This window comes from Burkholderia multivorans ATCC BAA-247 (genome assembly GCF_000959525.1).
Lineage (GTDB): Bacteria > Pseudomonadota > Gammaproteobacteria > Burkholderiales > Burkholderiaceae > Burkholderia > Burkholderia multivorans.
Map to the genome: position 1 here is coordinate 2,968,546 of NZ_CP009832.1, position 14,504 is coordinate 2,983,049.

Annotated in this window: 14 protein-coding genes and 1 tRNA gene; 6 read left to right on the forward strand and 9 right to left on the reverse strand. The window is 67.1% G+C overall.

The genetic code is table 11. The annotated features are described in order from the left end of the window. Positions 1 to 64 precede the first annotated feature (64 nt). The 7 genes from NP80_RS26260 to recA all read right to left on the reverse strand — a co-directional run bounded on the left by NP80_RS26260 (position 65) and on the right by recA (position 6,485). Positions 65 to 664, reverse strand: coding sequence for a pilin (locus NP80_RS26260; RefSeq protein WP_006411816.1), 600 nt, complete (start codon positions 662 to 664; stop codon positions 65 to 67). Between the two features lie 101 nt (positions 665 to 765). Beyond that, positions 766 to 1,470, reverse strand: coding sequence for a TerC family protein (locus tag NP80_RS26265; protein WP_006398392.1), 705 nt, complete (start codon positions 1,468 to 1,470; stop codon positions 766 to 768). Positions 1,471 to 1,627: 157 nt separating this feature from the next. Next, positions 1,628 to 2,509, reverse strand: coding sequence for a succinate--CoA ligase subunit alpha (gene sucD / locus NP80_RS26270; RefSeq protein ID WP_006398391.1), 882 nt, complete (start codon positions 2,507 to 2,509; stop codon positions 1,628 to 1,630). A gap of 64 nt (positions 2,510 to 2,573) precedes the next feature. Continuing rightward, positions 2,574 to 3,740 (reverse strand): ADP-forming succinate--CoA ligase subunit beta, encoded by a 1,167-nt coding sequence (sucC, locus tag NP80_RS26275; RefSeq protein WP_006406507.1) that lies wholly within the window; start codon positions 3,738 to 3,740, stop codon positions 2,574 to 2,576. A gap of 68 nt (positions 3,741 to 3,808) precedes the next feature. Then, positions 3,809 to 4,408: a DUF2889 domain-containing protein gene (locus NP80_RS26280; RefSeq protein ID WP_035488916.1), complete on the reverse strand. Its 600-nt coding sequence runs from the start codon at positions 4,406 to 4,408 to the stop codon at positions 3,809 to 3,811. Positions 4,409 to 4,554: 146 nt separating this feature from the next. Then, on the reverse strand, positions 4,555 to 5,412 hold the full coding sequence (recX, locus tag NP80_RS26285; RefSeq protein ID WP_006406509.1) for a recombination regulator RecX: 858 nt from the start codon (positions 5,410 to 5,412) through the stop codon (positions 4,555 to 4,557). Next, the gene (gene recA, locus NP80_RS26290) at positions 5,412 to 6,485 is read right to left on the reverse strand and encodes a recombinase RecA (protein ID WP_006398386.1); all 1,074 of its coding nucleotides are present in this window, start codon (positions 6,483 to 6,485) and stop codon (positions 5,412 to 5,414) included. Before recA ends, recX begins: the two co-directional genes overlap by 1 nt. A gap of 188 nt (positions 6,486 to 6,673) precedes the next feature. Between recA and NP80_RS26295 the strand changes: the two genes are divergently transcribed. The 4 genes from NP80_RS26295 to NP80_RS26310 all read left to right on the forward strand — a co-directional run bounded on the left by NP80_RS26295 (position 6,674) and on the right by NP80_RS26310 (position 11,113). Then, complete coding sequence (locus NP80_RS26295) at positions 6,674 to 7,432, forward strand: response regulator transcription factor (RefSeq protein ID WP_045594245.1); 759 nt, start codon at positions 6,674 to 6,676, stop codon at positions 7,430 to 7,432. A gap of 18 nt (positions 7,433 to 7,450) precedes the next feature. Then, entirely contained in the window at positions 7,451 to 8,995 is a 1,545-nt protein-coding gene (locus tag NP80_RS26300; protein WP_006406511.1) for a sensor histidine kinase, read from the forward strand. A gap of 226 nt (positions 8,996 to 9,221) precedes the next feature. Then, complete coding sequence (locus NP80_RS26305) at positions 9,222 to 10,880, forward strand: MFS transporter (protein ID WP_006411653.1); 1,659 nt, start codon at positions 9,222 to 9,224, stop codon at positions 10,878 to 10,880. Between the two features lie 156 nt (positions 10,881 to 11,036). Then, a tRNA-Met gene (locus tag NP80_RS26310) sits at positions 11,037 to 11,113 on the forward strand. A 110-nt stretch (positions 11,114 to 11,223) separates the two neighbouring features. On the opposite strand, the gene NP80_RS26315 is transcribed toward NP80_RS26310, so the two are convergent. Beyond that, positions 11,224 to 12,192: a LysR family transcriptional regulator gene (locus NP80_RS26315; RefSeq protein WP_006411647.1), complete on the reverse strand. Its 969-nt coding sequence runs from the start codon at positions 12,190 to 12,192 to the stop codon at positions 11,224 to 11,226. 150 nt (positions 12,193 to 12,342) lie between these two features. Beyond that, positions 12,343 to 13,311, reverse strand: coding sequence for a GlxA family transcriptional regulator (locus NP80_RS26320; protein ID WP_006411643.1), 969 nt, complete (start codon positions 13,309 to 13,311; stop codon positions 12,343 to 12,345). 113 nt (positions 13,312 to 13,424) lie between these two features. On the opposite strand from NP80_RS26320, the gene NP80_RS26325 reads away from it, so the two are divergent. Beyond that, positions 13,425 to 14,108, forward strand: coding sequence for a DJ-1/PfpI family protein (locus NP80_RS26325; RefSeq protein WP_006411640.1), 684 nt, complete (start codon positions 13,425 to 13,427; stop codon positions 14,106 to 14,108). Positions 14,109 to 14,187: 79 nt separating this feature from the next. Next, a complete protein-coding gene (locus NP80_RS26330; RefSeq protein ID WP_006398377.1) occupies positions 14,188 to 14,499 on the forward strand; it encodes a cupin domain-containing protein in 312 nt (103 codons plus the stop codon). Positions 14,500 to 14,504: the final 5 nt, after the last annotated feature.

Sequence of the window (14,504 nt, forward strand, 5' to 3'; positions counted from 1 at the left end):
ACCGTCGCGCGGCACGCGATGCACGCGCAGCCGCGCGCTGCGCGTGCCCTGCCCCGCCGCGGCGCTACGCGCGGCATTCGGCCGGCGCATATTTGGCCGGCAACGTCGCGGCCGTACCGGGCAGCGGGCCGGCCCCCGGCGCCGGCAGCGATGACGCATCCTTGCCTGCGGCAAAGCATTCCCACGCGATCGCGCCGGCCTGCATCTCGCCTTTCTTCAACGGCACGCGCCCCGTCGGCGTATCGGGCTTGTCGGGCGCCGACGGCACGAGCACCAGCGTATTGGCGCCCGCCGCGGCGACGCGCGCGGTATACGCCACGGTGATCTGGCCTGTCTCCGCGTCGATGCGGATCGATTCGACGTTGCGCGTCGCGGCCGGCGCACTATAGCCGCCGTCGAGCCCCGTGCCGCTCGCGGCATTGTCGGCAACCGCGAGCCGCGCGGACGAGGCGAGCGCGAGCCCTTCGCCCACACGCGAGCGCGCGAGATAGTCCTGGTACGCGGGGATCGCATACGCGGCGACGACGCCGACGATCGCCAGCACGATCATCAGCTCGATCAGCGTGAAACCGGCGCGCCACGCACGCAGCGGGGCCGGCCGCCGCGCGCGCCGCAGATCGGCGGCCATACGGCGGAACAGGGAAACGGAAAAGGCTTCGAACATGACGGGCTCCGGAAACGAAAAACGCCTGCCGGTTCGGCAGGCGTTTCGATCGTAGCCAGCGGGCCGCGAGACCGGCACTCGGCCGGACGGCCAACGTCGCGTCAGTGTGCGCGCGTCACGCTGCGCCGCCTGCGCAGCGCGTAGCCCGCAGCGACGACGAGCAGCGCACCGGCAATGCTCGCGCCGTAGACCGCGGCCGGCGTGTCGAGCACCGGCCAGCGATCGCCGACCGGGTCGTGCACGATCAGCCCGCCGGCAATCCAGCCGAGCAGGCCTGCACCGAACGCGACGACGATCGGGAAACGGTCGAGCAGCTTCAGCACCAGCGTGCTGCCCCAGACGATGATCGGCACGCTGACGACGAGCCCGAAGATCACGAGCGCGATCCGGTGCGACGGGTCGGCCTGCTCGGCCGCGCCGGCGATCGCGATCACGTTGTCGAGGCTCATCACCGCGTCGGCGATCACGATCGTCTTCACGGCATCCCACAACCGGCTGGCGGGCTTGATGTCGTCGTGCGCGTCGGGCGCCGGCGCCATCAGCTTGATGCCGATCCACAGCAGCAGCAGCCCGCCGCCGAGCTTCAGGAACGGCACGTCGAGCAGCACGACCGCGAACACGATCAGCGCGACGCGCAGCAGGATCGCGCCGGCCGTGCCCCACACGACGCCGCGCAAGCGCTGATTGTCCGGCAGGTTGCGGCATGCGAGCGCGATGACGACGGCGTTGTCGCCGCCAAGCAGGATGTCGATGATGACGATCTGGAGCACCGCGCCCCAGTGCAGCGACGTGAGAAATTCGACCATGGCGATGTGTTTCGCAGGACTTGGCCGTCCGACGGGGCGGCCAGAATGGAGACCGGCACGCGCATCGCACGTACCCGGAGATTACAAACGGATTGCGCGAGGATAACAAAAAACGCCGGCTAGGCCGGCGTTTTCTGTACGACGCACGTCGCGGAAATTACAGCGCTGCCTTCAGCAGGCGGCCCATTTCCGACGGGTTGCGCGTGACCTTGATGCCGCAGGCTTCCATGATTTCGAGCTTCGCTTCGGCCGTATCCGCACCGCCCGAGATCAGCGCGCCGGCGTGGCCCATGCGCTTGCCCGGAGGCGCCGTGACGCCCGCGATGAAGCCGACGACCGGCTTCTTCATGTTGTCCTTGATCCACTGCGCGGCGTTCGCTTCGTCCGGACCGCCGATTTCGCCGATCATCACGACCGCATCCGTATCCGGATCGTCGTTGAACATCTTCATGACGTCGATGTGCTTCAGACCGTTGATCGGGTCGCCGCCGATACCGACTGCCGACGACTGGCCGAGGCCGAGCGCGGTGAGCTGCGCCACGGCTTCATACGTGAGCGTGCCCGAACGCGACACGACGCCGATGCGGCCCTTGCGGTGGATGTGACCCGGCATGATGCCGATCTTCAGCTCGTCCGGCGTGATCGTGCCCGGGCAGTTCGGCCCGAGCAGCAGCGTCTTGCGGCCTTCGCGACGCATGCGGTCCTTCACTTCGATCATGTCGCGCACGGGGATGCCTTCCGTGATGCAGATCGCGAGATCGAGATCGGCTTCGACCGCTTCCCAGATCGCGGCCGCGGCGCCTGCCGGCGGAACGTAGATGACCGACACGGTCGCGCCGGTTTCTTCCTTCGCTTCCTTGACGCTCGCGTAGATCGGAATGCCTTCGAAATCTTCGCCGGCCTTCTTCGGGTTCACGCCCGCGACGAATGCTTCGCGGCCGTTTGCATACTCACGGCAGGCGCGCGTGTGGAACTGACCGGTCTTGCCGGTGATGCCCTGCGTGATGACCTTCGTGTCCTTGTTGATCAGAATCGACATGTATTTTGACCTCTGTTCGATTGGCGTCGCGTGCGAAGCGCGCCGCCATGCGTATTCGATAGCGTTACTTGCCTGCGGCAGCCGCGACCACCTTCTGCGCAGCCTCTTCCATGCTGTCCGCCGAGATGATCGGCAGGCCGGAATCGGCCAGCATCTTCTTGCCCAGGTCCTCGTTCGTGCCCTTCATGCGCACGACGAGCGGCACGTTCAGGTTCACGGCCTTCGAACCGGCGATCACGCCTTCCGCGATCACGTCGCAGCGCATGATGCCGCCGAAGATGTTCACGAGGATCGCCTTCAGACCCGGGTTCTTCAGCATCAGCTTGAACGCTTCCGTGACCTTCTCGGTCGTCGCGCCACCGCCGACGTCCAGGAAGTTCGCCGGTTCGCCGCCGAACAGCTTGATCGTGTCCATCGTCGCCATCGCGAGGCCCGCGCCGTTTACGAGGCAGCCGATGTTGCCGTCGAGCGAGATGTACGCGAGGTCGAACTTCGACGCTTCGATTTCAGCCGGATCTTCTTCGTCCAGATCGCGGTACGCGACGATTTCCGGGTGACGGAACAGCGCGTTCGAGTCGAAGTTGAACTTCGCGTCGAGTGCGATGACCTTGCCGTCGCCGGAAACGTTCAGCGGGTTGATTTCAGCCAGCGATGCGTCGGTTTCCCAGAATGCCTTGTACAGGCCTTGCAGGATCGCGCGTGCTTGCGGAATCGAAGCAGCCGGCACGCCGATCTTCGTGGCGAGGTCGTCTGCCTGCGCGTCGAGCAGGCCCGTCGAGGGCTCGACGATGACCTTATGGATCAGTTCCGGATGCTTTTCGGCGACTTCTTCGATGTCCATGCCGCCTTCGCTCGAACCCATCAGCACGATCTTCTGCGAGATGCGGTCGACGACGAGGCTGACATACAGTTCCTGCTTGATGTCGGCGCCTTCTTCGATCAGCAGGCGGTTCACCTTCTGGCCTTCCGGGCCCGTCTGGTGCGTGACCAGCTGCATGCCGAGGATCTGGTTCGCGTATTCGCGCACCTGCTCGAGCGACTTCGCGACCTTCACGCCGCCGCCCTTGCCGCGGCCACCCGCGTGAATCTGAGCCTTGACGACCCACACCGGGCCACCGAGCTCTTCCGCCACCTTGACGGCCTCGTCCACCGAGAACGCCGGCTTGCCGCGCGGTACCGCGACTCCGAATTTCCGCAGGATTTCCTTACCCTGGTACTCGTGAATCTTCATGCGTGATTCCCTTCAGTCTGAGAGTTGGATGAAAAGTCGCTTAAGACGCTTCTTTGAATGATTTCCGTTCATTCCTTCGTGCCGCCCGACTCCGGCCGGCTCGCGCCGTACCACCGCGGGTAGTACTGCCGCACGACCTCGCCGTCGAACCGCAGCGCACGGCAGCGGCCGAGCTGAAAAGGCGGTTCGTCGTGCGCGTCGTCGTGCTCCGGCCCTTCGCCGCCCGCCTCGCGCACGTTCCATACGTCACCGGCGAACGCCTGGATCGCCGCCGTCGGCAGCACGGCGCACAGTTCGGTGAGGTGCGAGCAGCCCGCGGTGCCCGAAAGGAGCCGGTTCGCGTCGCGACGGAAATTGCGGAAGAGGTTGAGCCCGATCAGGGCCCGGTAGGCGGGAGGAGCGGATTGACAGTGACCCGGATATGGCACCCATTCCGACGACGCTTCGGCGTCGACGACGTTGAGGTCACGATCGATGGTCACGCGCAGCCAGAGTTCGTGGATCGGCAGGCCCTGAGGCCGAATGCCCGATGCAAGCGCGACGTCGCGCGGCTTGTGATCGGTCAGGCAGGCTTCGATATCCCACAAGCCGTCGCCGCGCTCGTAGGCGTCCGCTCGGATTGCGCGTCGATGTCGCAACTGACGGGGCACGGGCTCGGATAGCGGCATGCTGGAGGTTGAGGCCGAAGAGGAAAACCCGTGGATTTTAGCATACTGGGTATTTGAGACAGGCCGCCGCAACGGCGGGTATTCCCGCCTGTCGGGGAACGATCGCATTGCAGCAAAATCGCGCGCCACGCGCGCGCTCGGCTGCGTCAATCGTCGACCGGAAAATCGTCGCCGACTTTCAGCAACTTCACGATGGTCGCGCTCGAGAAGCCGCGCGCGGCCAGAAAGCGCGCCTGCTTCGCGCGCTCGGCCGGCGTTTGCGGCAGTGCACCGAATTTCTTGCGCCAGACCGCCTGCGCGCGCGCCCATTCGGTCTCGCGCAGCTGCGCGTTGAGCTCGTCGACGAGCGCGTCGCCGATCGCGTGCCGCTTCAGTTCGCTGACGATGCGCGCCACGCCGACACGCGACGCACGGCGATGCACGAGACTCTCCGCAAAGCGCGCGTCGGACAGCCAGCCGTCCTTTTCGAGCGCGTCGAGCACGGGCTCGACCGATTCGTCCTCGGCCGCGTACGGCGCGAGCTTGCGTGCGAGTTCGGCACGACTGTATTCGCGCCGCGAGAGATAGCCGAGTGCGCGCCCCTTCAGCGAGCGCGGCGGCTTCGACGACTTGCGCTCGCTGCTGTCTCCGGCGTCGCCGGATGCGGCACCGCCCGCGCGGCGCGTGCGGCGCGGATGCTGACTGCTGCGCGTATAGACGTCTTCCGCGGCCGATGCCGTGCCGCCGGCTGCGCGATCGCGCGGAAGGCCGAGGCCGGACACGCGCCGGCGGGAACGATCGTGCGCATCGAACGATTCGTCGTCGTCGAACGGATCGTCCGGTGCGGCGATCTCAAACGAAACGAGGGCATCGTCGGATGCCCTCGTCGCGGTGCGGCTTGCGGCAGCATGACTGCCCGGCAGCCGCCGGCCGGCGCCCGAGGATTCGGCTGGCCGGCCGGCGCGCGCCGCTTCCGGCGTATCGCGCTCGTCCGGCTCGGCAGGCTTGCCTCGGCGCCCGACCATCACTCTTCTTCGTCCATCGCCTCGGCTTCGTCGTGGCCCGCGCCATCCGGCATGGCGGCAACGCCGAGCGATTCACGAATGCGGTTCTCGATCTCGCGCGCGATTTCCGGATTCTCGCGCAGGAATTCACGCGCGTTGTCCTTGCCCTGACCGATCTTCTCGCCGTTGTAGCTGTACCAGGCGCCCGCCTTGTCGACGATCTTCGCCTGCACGCCGAGATCGATGATCTCGCCCTGACGCGAAATGCCCTCGCCGTACAGGATGTCGAAGATCGCTTCGCGGAACGGCGGCGACACCTTGTTCTTGACGACCTTCACGCGCGTTTCGTTGCCGATCACTTCGTCGTTCTTCTTGATCGAGCCGATCCGGCGGATGTCGAGACGCACCGACGAATAGAACTTCAGCGCGTTGCCGCCCGTCGTGGTTTCCGGGTTGCCGAACATCACGCCGATCTTCATGCGGATCTGGTTGATGAAGATCACGAGGCAGTTCGTGCGCTTGATCGTGCCCGTCAGCTTGCGCAGCGCCTGCGACATCAGGCGCGCCTGCAGGCCCGGCAGCGAATCGCCCATCTCGCCTTCGATTTCGGCCTTCGGCACGAGCGCCGCGACCGAGTCGATGACGATCATGTCGATCGAGCCCGAGCGCACCAGCGCGTCGGTGATTTCGAGCGCCTGCTCGCCGGTGTCCGGCTGAGAGATCAGCAGATCCGGCACGTTGACGCCGAGCTTCGCCGCGTACTGGACGTCGAGCGCGTGCTCGGCGTCGATGAACGCTGCGGTACCGCCCAGCTTCTGCAGCTCGGCGATGACCTGCAGCGTGAGCGTGGTCTTGCCGGACGATTCCGGCCCGTAGATCTCGACCACGCGGCCGCGCGGCAGGCCGCCGACGCCCAGTGCGATGTCGAGCCCGAGCGAGCCCGTGGACACGACCTGGATGTCCTCGGCCGCCTCGCCGTCGCCCATGCGCATGATCGACCCTTTGCCGAACTGCTTCTCGATCTGCGCGAGTGCGGCAGCCAGCGCCTTGCTCTTCTCGGCGGTCATCCCGGAGCCCTTCTTGCTTTCTTCCATGAATCGTCCTTTGCTATGATGAGCAGCGTCTGTAACAGGCGCGCCCGCTTTCAAGCGCTGCCCACGAATGCAGACACTGTATAAAAAAACAGTGTTTTGTGCAAGCCCGCAATCAGGCTGCGTTGTACACGAATATTCGGAGACAGCCGTGCCGGCGCCAACGCGCTGCCGGTCACCGGTCACGCACCATGCGAATTCTCATCGCCGAAGACGACAGCATACTCGCGGACGGCCTCACCCGGTCACTCCGCCAATCGGGCTATGCGGTCGACCACGTGAAGAGCGGCGTCGAGGCCGATACCGCGCTGTCGATGCAGACTTTCGACCTGCTGATCCTCGATCTCGGCCTGCCCAAAATGTCCGGGCTCGAAGTGCTGAAGCGCCTGCGCGCGCGCAATTCCAATCTCCCGGTCCTGATCCTGACCGCCGCCGACAGCGTCGACGAGCGCGTGAAAGGGCTCGATCTCGGCGCCGACGACTACATGGCCAAGCCGTTCGCGCTGAACGAGCTCGAGGCGCGCGTGCGCGCGCTGACGCGACGCGGCGCCGGCGGCGGCCCGACCGTCGTGCGGCACGGCTCGCTCGCGTTCGACCAGGTCGGCCGGATCGCCTATGCGAACGACCGCGTGCTCGATTTGTCCGCGCGCGAACTCGGGCTGCTCGAAGTGCTGCTGCAGCGGATCGGGCGCCTCGTGTCGAAGGAGCAGCTCGTCGACCATCTGTGCGAATGGGGCGAGGAAGTCAGCAACAACGCGATCGAAGTGTACGTGCACCGGCTGCGCAAGAAGATCGAGCCGAGCGGCGTGCGGATCGCCACCGTGCGCGGCCTCGGCTACTGTCTCGAGAAGGTCGTGCCGGCCGCGCCCGCCGACGCGCCCCCGCCACAGCCCGCCGCGGCCGATCCGGCTTCGCCGAAGCCCGCGACAGCCGGCACGCCGCTGCGCTGACGCCCGGCCGTCGCCGCGATGGCCACGCCGGCCCCTTCCCGCCATCCGACCGGCGAGCCGTCGTCGGCCGCGGACGCGGCGCGCGACGCGCGCTACGCGAATCCGTTCGCCCCGCCCGACGAAACCGAAACGCCCGAAGCCGCGCGTCCGCGCTCGCTGTTCGGCGAAATCCTCGACTGGATGCTCGCGCCGCTGCTGCTGCTGTGGCCGATGAGCATCGCGGTCACCTACCTCGTCGCGAAGACGATCGCGAACGGGCCGTTCGATCGCGCGCTCGAAACCAACGCGTACGTGCTCGCACGGCAGATTCATCCGGTCAACGGCGTCGCCGAGCTGACGCTGCCGCAGCAGACGCGCGACTTCCTGCGCGCGGACAACATCGACAGCGTGTATTTCCAGGTGCTCGGCACGCGCGGCGAGCTGGTCGCCGGCGAAGCCGACATGCCGCTGCCGCGCGACGAGGATCGCCCGCCGCCGGGCGTCGTCGTGTTCCGCGACGATCTGCTGCGCGGCAACGACGTGCGCGTCGCCTATACGACCGTCGCGCTGCCCGACGCGAGCGGCACGCAGCCGGTGCTCGTGCAGGTCGGCGAGACGCTCGACAAGCGCAACGCGCTCGCCAACGACATCATCAAGGGCGTGATCCTGCCGCAGTTCGTGATCCTGCCGCTCGCGATCCTGCTCGTGTGGTTCGGCCTGTCGCGCGGGCTCGCGCCGCTCAACGCGCTGCAGGCGCACATCCGCGCGCGGCGTCCCGACGATCTGTCGCCCGTCGAGGCGCAACGCGCGCCGCCCGAGATCGAGCCGCTCGTCACGTCGTTCAACGACCTGCTCGCGCGGCTCGAGCAGAGCATGGCGCTGCAGAAGCGCTTCATCGCCGATGCCGCGCATCAGATGAAGACGCCGCTCGCCGGCCTGCGCACGCAGGCCGAATTCGCGCTGCGTCACGCGGTGCCGCCCGACGTGCAGCGCTCGCTCGAGCAGATCGCGACGAGTTCCGAGCAGGCCGCGCGGCTCGTCACGCAGCTGCTCGCGCTCGCGCGCGCGGAGAACCGGGCGAGCGGGCTGATGTTCGAGCCTGTCGAGATCGCGGCGCTCGCGCGGCGTGCGGTGCGCGACTGGGTGCAGGCCGCACTCGCGAAACGGATGGATCTCGGCTACGAAGGCCCGCCCGACGACGCGCCGATCGACGTCGACGGCAATCCGGTGATGCTGCGCGAAATGCTCGGCAACCTGATCGACAACGCGATCCGCTACACGCCCGAAGGCGGGCGCATCACCGTGCGCGTGCACGCCGACCGCACGGCGCGGCTCGCGCATCTCGAAGTCGAGGATACGGGGCCCGGCATTCCGGCCGCCGAGCGCGGCCGCGTCGTCGAGCGCTTCTACCGGATCCTCGGCCGCGAAGGCGACGGCAGCGGGCTCGGGCTCGCGATCGTGCGCGAGATCGCCACGCAGCACGGCGGCACGCTGACGATCGACGACCACGTGTACCAGACGGCGCCGCGCCTTGCCGGCACGCTCGTGCGCGTCAGCCTGCCGCTGTCGGTCGCCCCGGATTAACCCTGAGGCGCGGCCGAACGCGCCGCCGCCGCGACGTCGGAATCGGCGCTTTACCGTCCGTTCGCGACACGATGGGCGTGCAAAGCGCGCGATTCGGCGCGGGTTAACGTGCAGTCGCTTTGCGCGCGCCAGTCAGTGCGCCGTAAGTTTCCGTGCCAATAATCGTCGACAGGCCCGCCCATCCAAGGCGGCCGCACATCTATATCAAGAGACTTGGAGACGATTCATGGCAACGTTAGGCGGGCAAATTGCACACTCGCCGATGACGGCCGAAGAGAAGAAGGTGATCTTCGCGTCGTCGCTCGGTACGGTGTTCGAGTGGTACGACTTCTACCTGGCCGGGTCGCTCGCGGCCTACATCAGCAAGAGCTTCTTCTCCGGCGTCAATCCGACCGCGGCCTTCATCTTCACGCTGCTCGGCTTCGCGGCCGGCTTCGCGGTGCGGCCGTTCGGCGCACTCGTGTTCGGCCGGCTCGGCGACCTCGTCGGCCGCAAGCACACGTTCCTCGTGACGATCGTGATCATGGGCGTCTCGACATTCGTGGTCGGCTTCCTGCCCGGCTACGCGTCGATCGGCATCGCCGCGCCGGTGATCTTCATCGCGATGCGGCTGCTGCAGGGCCTCGCGCTCGGCGGCGAGTACGGCGGCGCGGCGACCTACGTCGCCGAACATGCGCCGGCGAATCGCCGCGGCTTCTACACCGCGTGGATCCAGACGACCGCGACGCTCGGCCTGTTCCTGTCGCTGCTCGTGATCCTCGGCGTGCGCACGTTCATCGGTGAAGAAGCGTTCGGCGCATGGGGCTGGCGCGTGCCGTTCGTCGCGTCGATCCTGCTGCTCGCGGTGTCGGTCTGGATCCGGATGCAGCTGAACGAATCGCCGGTGTTCCTGCGCATCAAGTCGGAAGGCAAGACATCGAAGGCGCCGCTGACCGAAGCGTTCGGCCAGTGGAAGAACCTGAAGATCGTGATTCTCGCGCTCGTCGGCCTGACGGCCGGCCAGGCCGTCGTGTGGTACACGGGCCAGTTCTACGCGCTGTTCTTCCTGACGCAGACGCTGAAGGTCGACGGGGCGAGCGCGAACATCCTGATCGCGATCGCGCTGCTGATCGGCACGCCGTTCTTCCTGTTCTTCGGTTCGCTGTCGGACAAGATCGGTCGCAAGCCGATCATCCTCGCCGGCTGCCTGATTGCTGCGCTCACCTACTTCCCGCTGTTCAAGGCGCTGACGCACTACGCGAACCCGCAGCTCGAGATCGCGACGCAGAAGGCGCCGATCTCGGTCGTCGCCGATCCGGCGGCGTGCTCGTTCCAGTTCAACCCGGTCGGCACGTCGAAGTTCACGAACTCGTGCGACATCGCGAAGAGCGCGCTGGCGAAGGCCGGTCTGAACTACGAGAACGTCGCGGCACCGGCCGGCACGACCGCGCAGATCAAGGTGGGCGACACGGTGATCCCGGCCTATGACGGCAAGGCGGTCGATGCGAAGGCGCAGGGTGCGGCGTTCGACAAGACGCTCGCGTCGACGCTGAAGGCGGCCGGCTACCCGGCGAAGGCCGATCCGGCGCAGCTGAACTGGCCGATGACGATCGTGATCCTGACGATCCTCGTGATCTACGTGACGATGGTCTACGGGCCGATCGCGGCGATGCTGGTCGAGATGTTCCCGACGCGGATCCGCTATACGTCGATGTCGCTGCCCTATCACATCGGCAACGGCTGGTTCGGCGGGTTCCTGCCGGCGACCGCGTTCGCGATCGTCGCGGCGAAGGGCGACATCTATTCGGGGCTGTGGTATCCGATCGTGATCGCGCTGGTTACGTTCGTGATCGGGCTGCTGTTCGTCAAGGAGACGAAGGACTCGAACATCTACGCGCAGGATTGACGGTCAGGCACGGGGACGGCGCCGTGCCGGCGGATCGGCCGGCGCCCCATTTGCCCGCCTTGTGCACCCGTGGTGCGGCTGCCCGGCGACTTTTTTCGGCCCGGATGAAAAAAGGTGTTGACAGCGGGGCGGGCGATCTACATAATTCAAGTCTTCGGCGAATTAGCTCAGTCGGTTAGAGCGACGGAATCATAATCCGCAGGTCCGGGGTTCGAGTCCCTGATTCGCCACCAAATGCGAAAAGCCGCTGTTCCGAAAGGTTCAGCGGCTTTTTTCATTGCATCGCGCGCCCAGCGCACCGCCGCGCCCTCCCTGCCCGACAACACACCCGCCACCGTTCCACTCAAGCCGCCACCGACCCTACCGCCTCACCCTCGACCTTCCCCCGCACATTCCGCCGCCAGTTCTCGCCGCCTTCAAGCGCCGGCGTCGACTCGAACACCTCCGCGATCCAGTCCGCGAACACGCGCACCTTCGCCGACAGATGCCGGTTGTGCGGATACATGATCGAAATCGGCTTCGGCTTCGGATTGCAGTCCGGCAGCACCTCGACCAGCGACCCGTCGAGCAGATTCGACACCACCATGAACAGCGTCGGCTGAATCATCCCGAACCCTTCCAGCCCGCAGTTCACGTACGCATCCGAATCGTTGACCGTGACGCTCGCATTCATCCGCACCTCGACCGGCTTGCCGTCGATCAGGAACACCCACGGCACCGCGCGCCCGCCCTGCGTCGCACGGAAGTTCACGGCGTAGTGCCCGGCGAGATCGGCGATCTCGCGCGGCTCGCCGTGACGGGCCAGATAGTCGGGCGCGGCGCACGTCACGCGTCTGAGCATCCCGATCCGGCGCGCGACCATCGACGAATCCTCGAGCGGCCCCACGCGAATCATGCAGTCGATCCCCTCCTCGATCGGATCGACAGGCCGATCGGACAGCCCGAGATCGAGCGTGATGTCCGGATAGCGCTGCCGGAACAGCGACAGCGACGGAATCACGAGCCGCCGGCCGAGCGAACTCGGCATGTGAACGCGCAGCACGCCGGTCGGCTTGCCCTTCTGGAAACTCGCGTCCGCTTCCGCGATTTCCGACAGAATCTTCACGCAGTGCTCGTAGTACGCGGCGCCCTCCGGCGTCAGCGACAGCCGCCGCGTCGTACGGTGCATCAGGCGCACGCCGAGCAGCGCCTCGAGATTCTGGATGATCGTCGTGACCGACGCGCGCGGCATCGCGAGCGTCTCCGCGGCGCGCGTGAAGCTGTTCGCATCGACCACGCGCGTGAAAACTTCCATTGCCTGGATCCGGTCCATGCCGCTCCCCTTCGAATCGCCAACGGGACAGGATAGAGCCGCCGGACGGCGCGGCACAAGCCCCGCTCCATTGTTCTCGTCTCCTGAATAGTCGCGCCGCTTTCGCCCATCGCGCCGCCGATTTTCGTCGGCTCGATGCCGCGCGTCGGTTCAGCGCACGAACCGTTCGCGATATTCCTGCGGCGACACGCCGAGCACGCGCACGAAACTGCGCCTGAGCGTCTCCTCGGAGCCGAATCCGCAACGCGCGGCGATCCGCTTGACCGGCCAGCCGGTCTCGCCGAGCAGCCGCTGCGCCGCCTCGACGCGAATCTGCTCGACCGCGCGCGCCGGCGTGCGGCCGGTGCTCGCGCGATAGTGGCGCACGAAGCTGCGCTCGCTCATCCGCGCGCGCTCGGCAAGCGCCGGCACCGACAGATCGGCGCTCAGATGTTCGGCGATCCATGCATGCAGTTCGCCGAACCGGTCGTCGGTGCGCTGCATCGACAACATCGCGCTGAATTGCGCCTGGCCGCCGGGGCGCTTCAGGAACACGACGAGCTCGCGCGCGACGTCGAGCGCCACCGCGCGGCCGAGATCCTCTTCGACGAGCGCCAGCGCAAGATCGATGCCGGCCGTCACGCCGGCCGACGTCCACAGCGCGCCTTCGCGGATAAAGATCGGATCGGCTTCGACGCGCACGTTCGGATAGCGCGCGGCAAGCTCGTCGCAACGCGTCCAGTGCGTGACGGCGCGACGCCCGTCGAGCAGCCCCGCTTCGGCGAGCAGGAATGCGCCGGTGCAGACCGATGCGACGCGTCGTGCGCGGTCCGCCTGCCGACGCACCCAACGCACGAGCCGCGCGTCCCGCGACGCCGCATGCACGCCCTTGCCGCCGGCGACGATCAGCGTATCGATGCCGCGCGCGGCCGAGCGCAGCGAGTCGGCAACCACCGCGACGCCCGACGACGTCTCGACCGGCCCCGCGTCGGCGGCGACGATGCGCGGCACATAGAGCGCCGGCCGTCCGCGCTCGAGTGCGAGTTCGTTGACGGATGCGAACACCTGCAACGGCCCCGATACGTCGAGCAATTGCGCGCGCGGAAACGCGAGGATCAGGATCGGGCGCGGCGACGACATGGCGATTGGCGGAAAACGTGGGCGATATGGCAATTTCGCCAAACACTACGCGCCTAGAATCGCTCTGTCCATCCCGCGCCGCGGCGTGGCCCTTCTCTTCACGGAGTCCCGGCATGACCCTGCATATCGGTTTTCTCGTCTTTCCCGGCGTCCAGCAACTCGATCTCACCGGCCCGCACGACGTGCTCGCGTCGCTGCCCGACGCCGCCGTGCATCTCGTGTGGAAATCGCGCGAACCGGTCGCGTCGAGCAGCGGACTCGCGCTGACGCCGACGCACACGTTCGCGGACTGTCCGCCGCTCGACGTGATCTGCATTCCGGGCGGCAGCGGCATCAACGCGTTGCTGCTCGATGCGGAAACGATCGCGTTCGTGCAGCAGCGCGCAGCGGATGCGCGTTACGTGACGTCGGTGTGCACGGGTGCACTGCTGCTCGGTGTCGCGGGCCTGCTGCGCGACCGCCGTGCGACCACGCACTGGCGCTTTCACACGCTGCTCGAGCGGCTCGGCGCGGTGCCCGTGCGCGAGCGCGTCGTGCGCGACGGCAACCTGATCACCGGCGGCGGCGTCACGGCCGGTATCGATTTCGCGCTGACGATCGCCGCGGAACTCGTCGGCGACGAAGAAGCGCAGGCGATCCAGCTGCAGCTCGAATACGCACCCGCGCCGCCGTTCGACGCCGGCTCGCCGGACACCGCACCGGCATCGGTCGTCGCGCGCGTGAACGCGCGCACGGCCGCCGGGTTCGACAATCGCGCGCAAACGATCGATCGTGCGCTCGCGGCCATGGCGCGCTGAGCGCACGCCGCACCCGACACAACACGGCGCGCGGCCGTCCCGGCCGCCGCCGCACATCGCGTTGACGGACATCAGGACCATGCAGATCATCCGCAGCAAAGCATTCACGGCAGACCGCGCGTGGGGCGCGCTCGACATCGCGAATCTGGACGGAATCACCGTCCGCCTGCACTGGACGGACCAACCATATCGATGGCACGTGAACGACGGAGAAGAAGTGTTCGCCGTGCTCGACGGCCGCGTCGAGATGCGTTATCGCGAAGCGGGCGTCGAACGCACGGCGATACTCGAGGCGGGCGACGTATTCCACGCGTCGGCCGGCACCGAGCACGTCGCGCATCCGCTCGGCGAAGCGCGCATTCTCGTCATTGAAAAGGAAGGCAGCGTCTGAGCGCG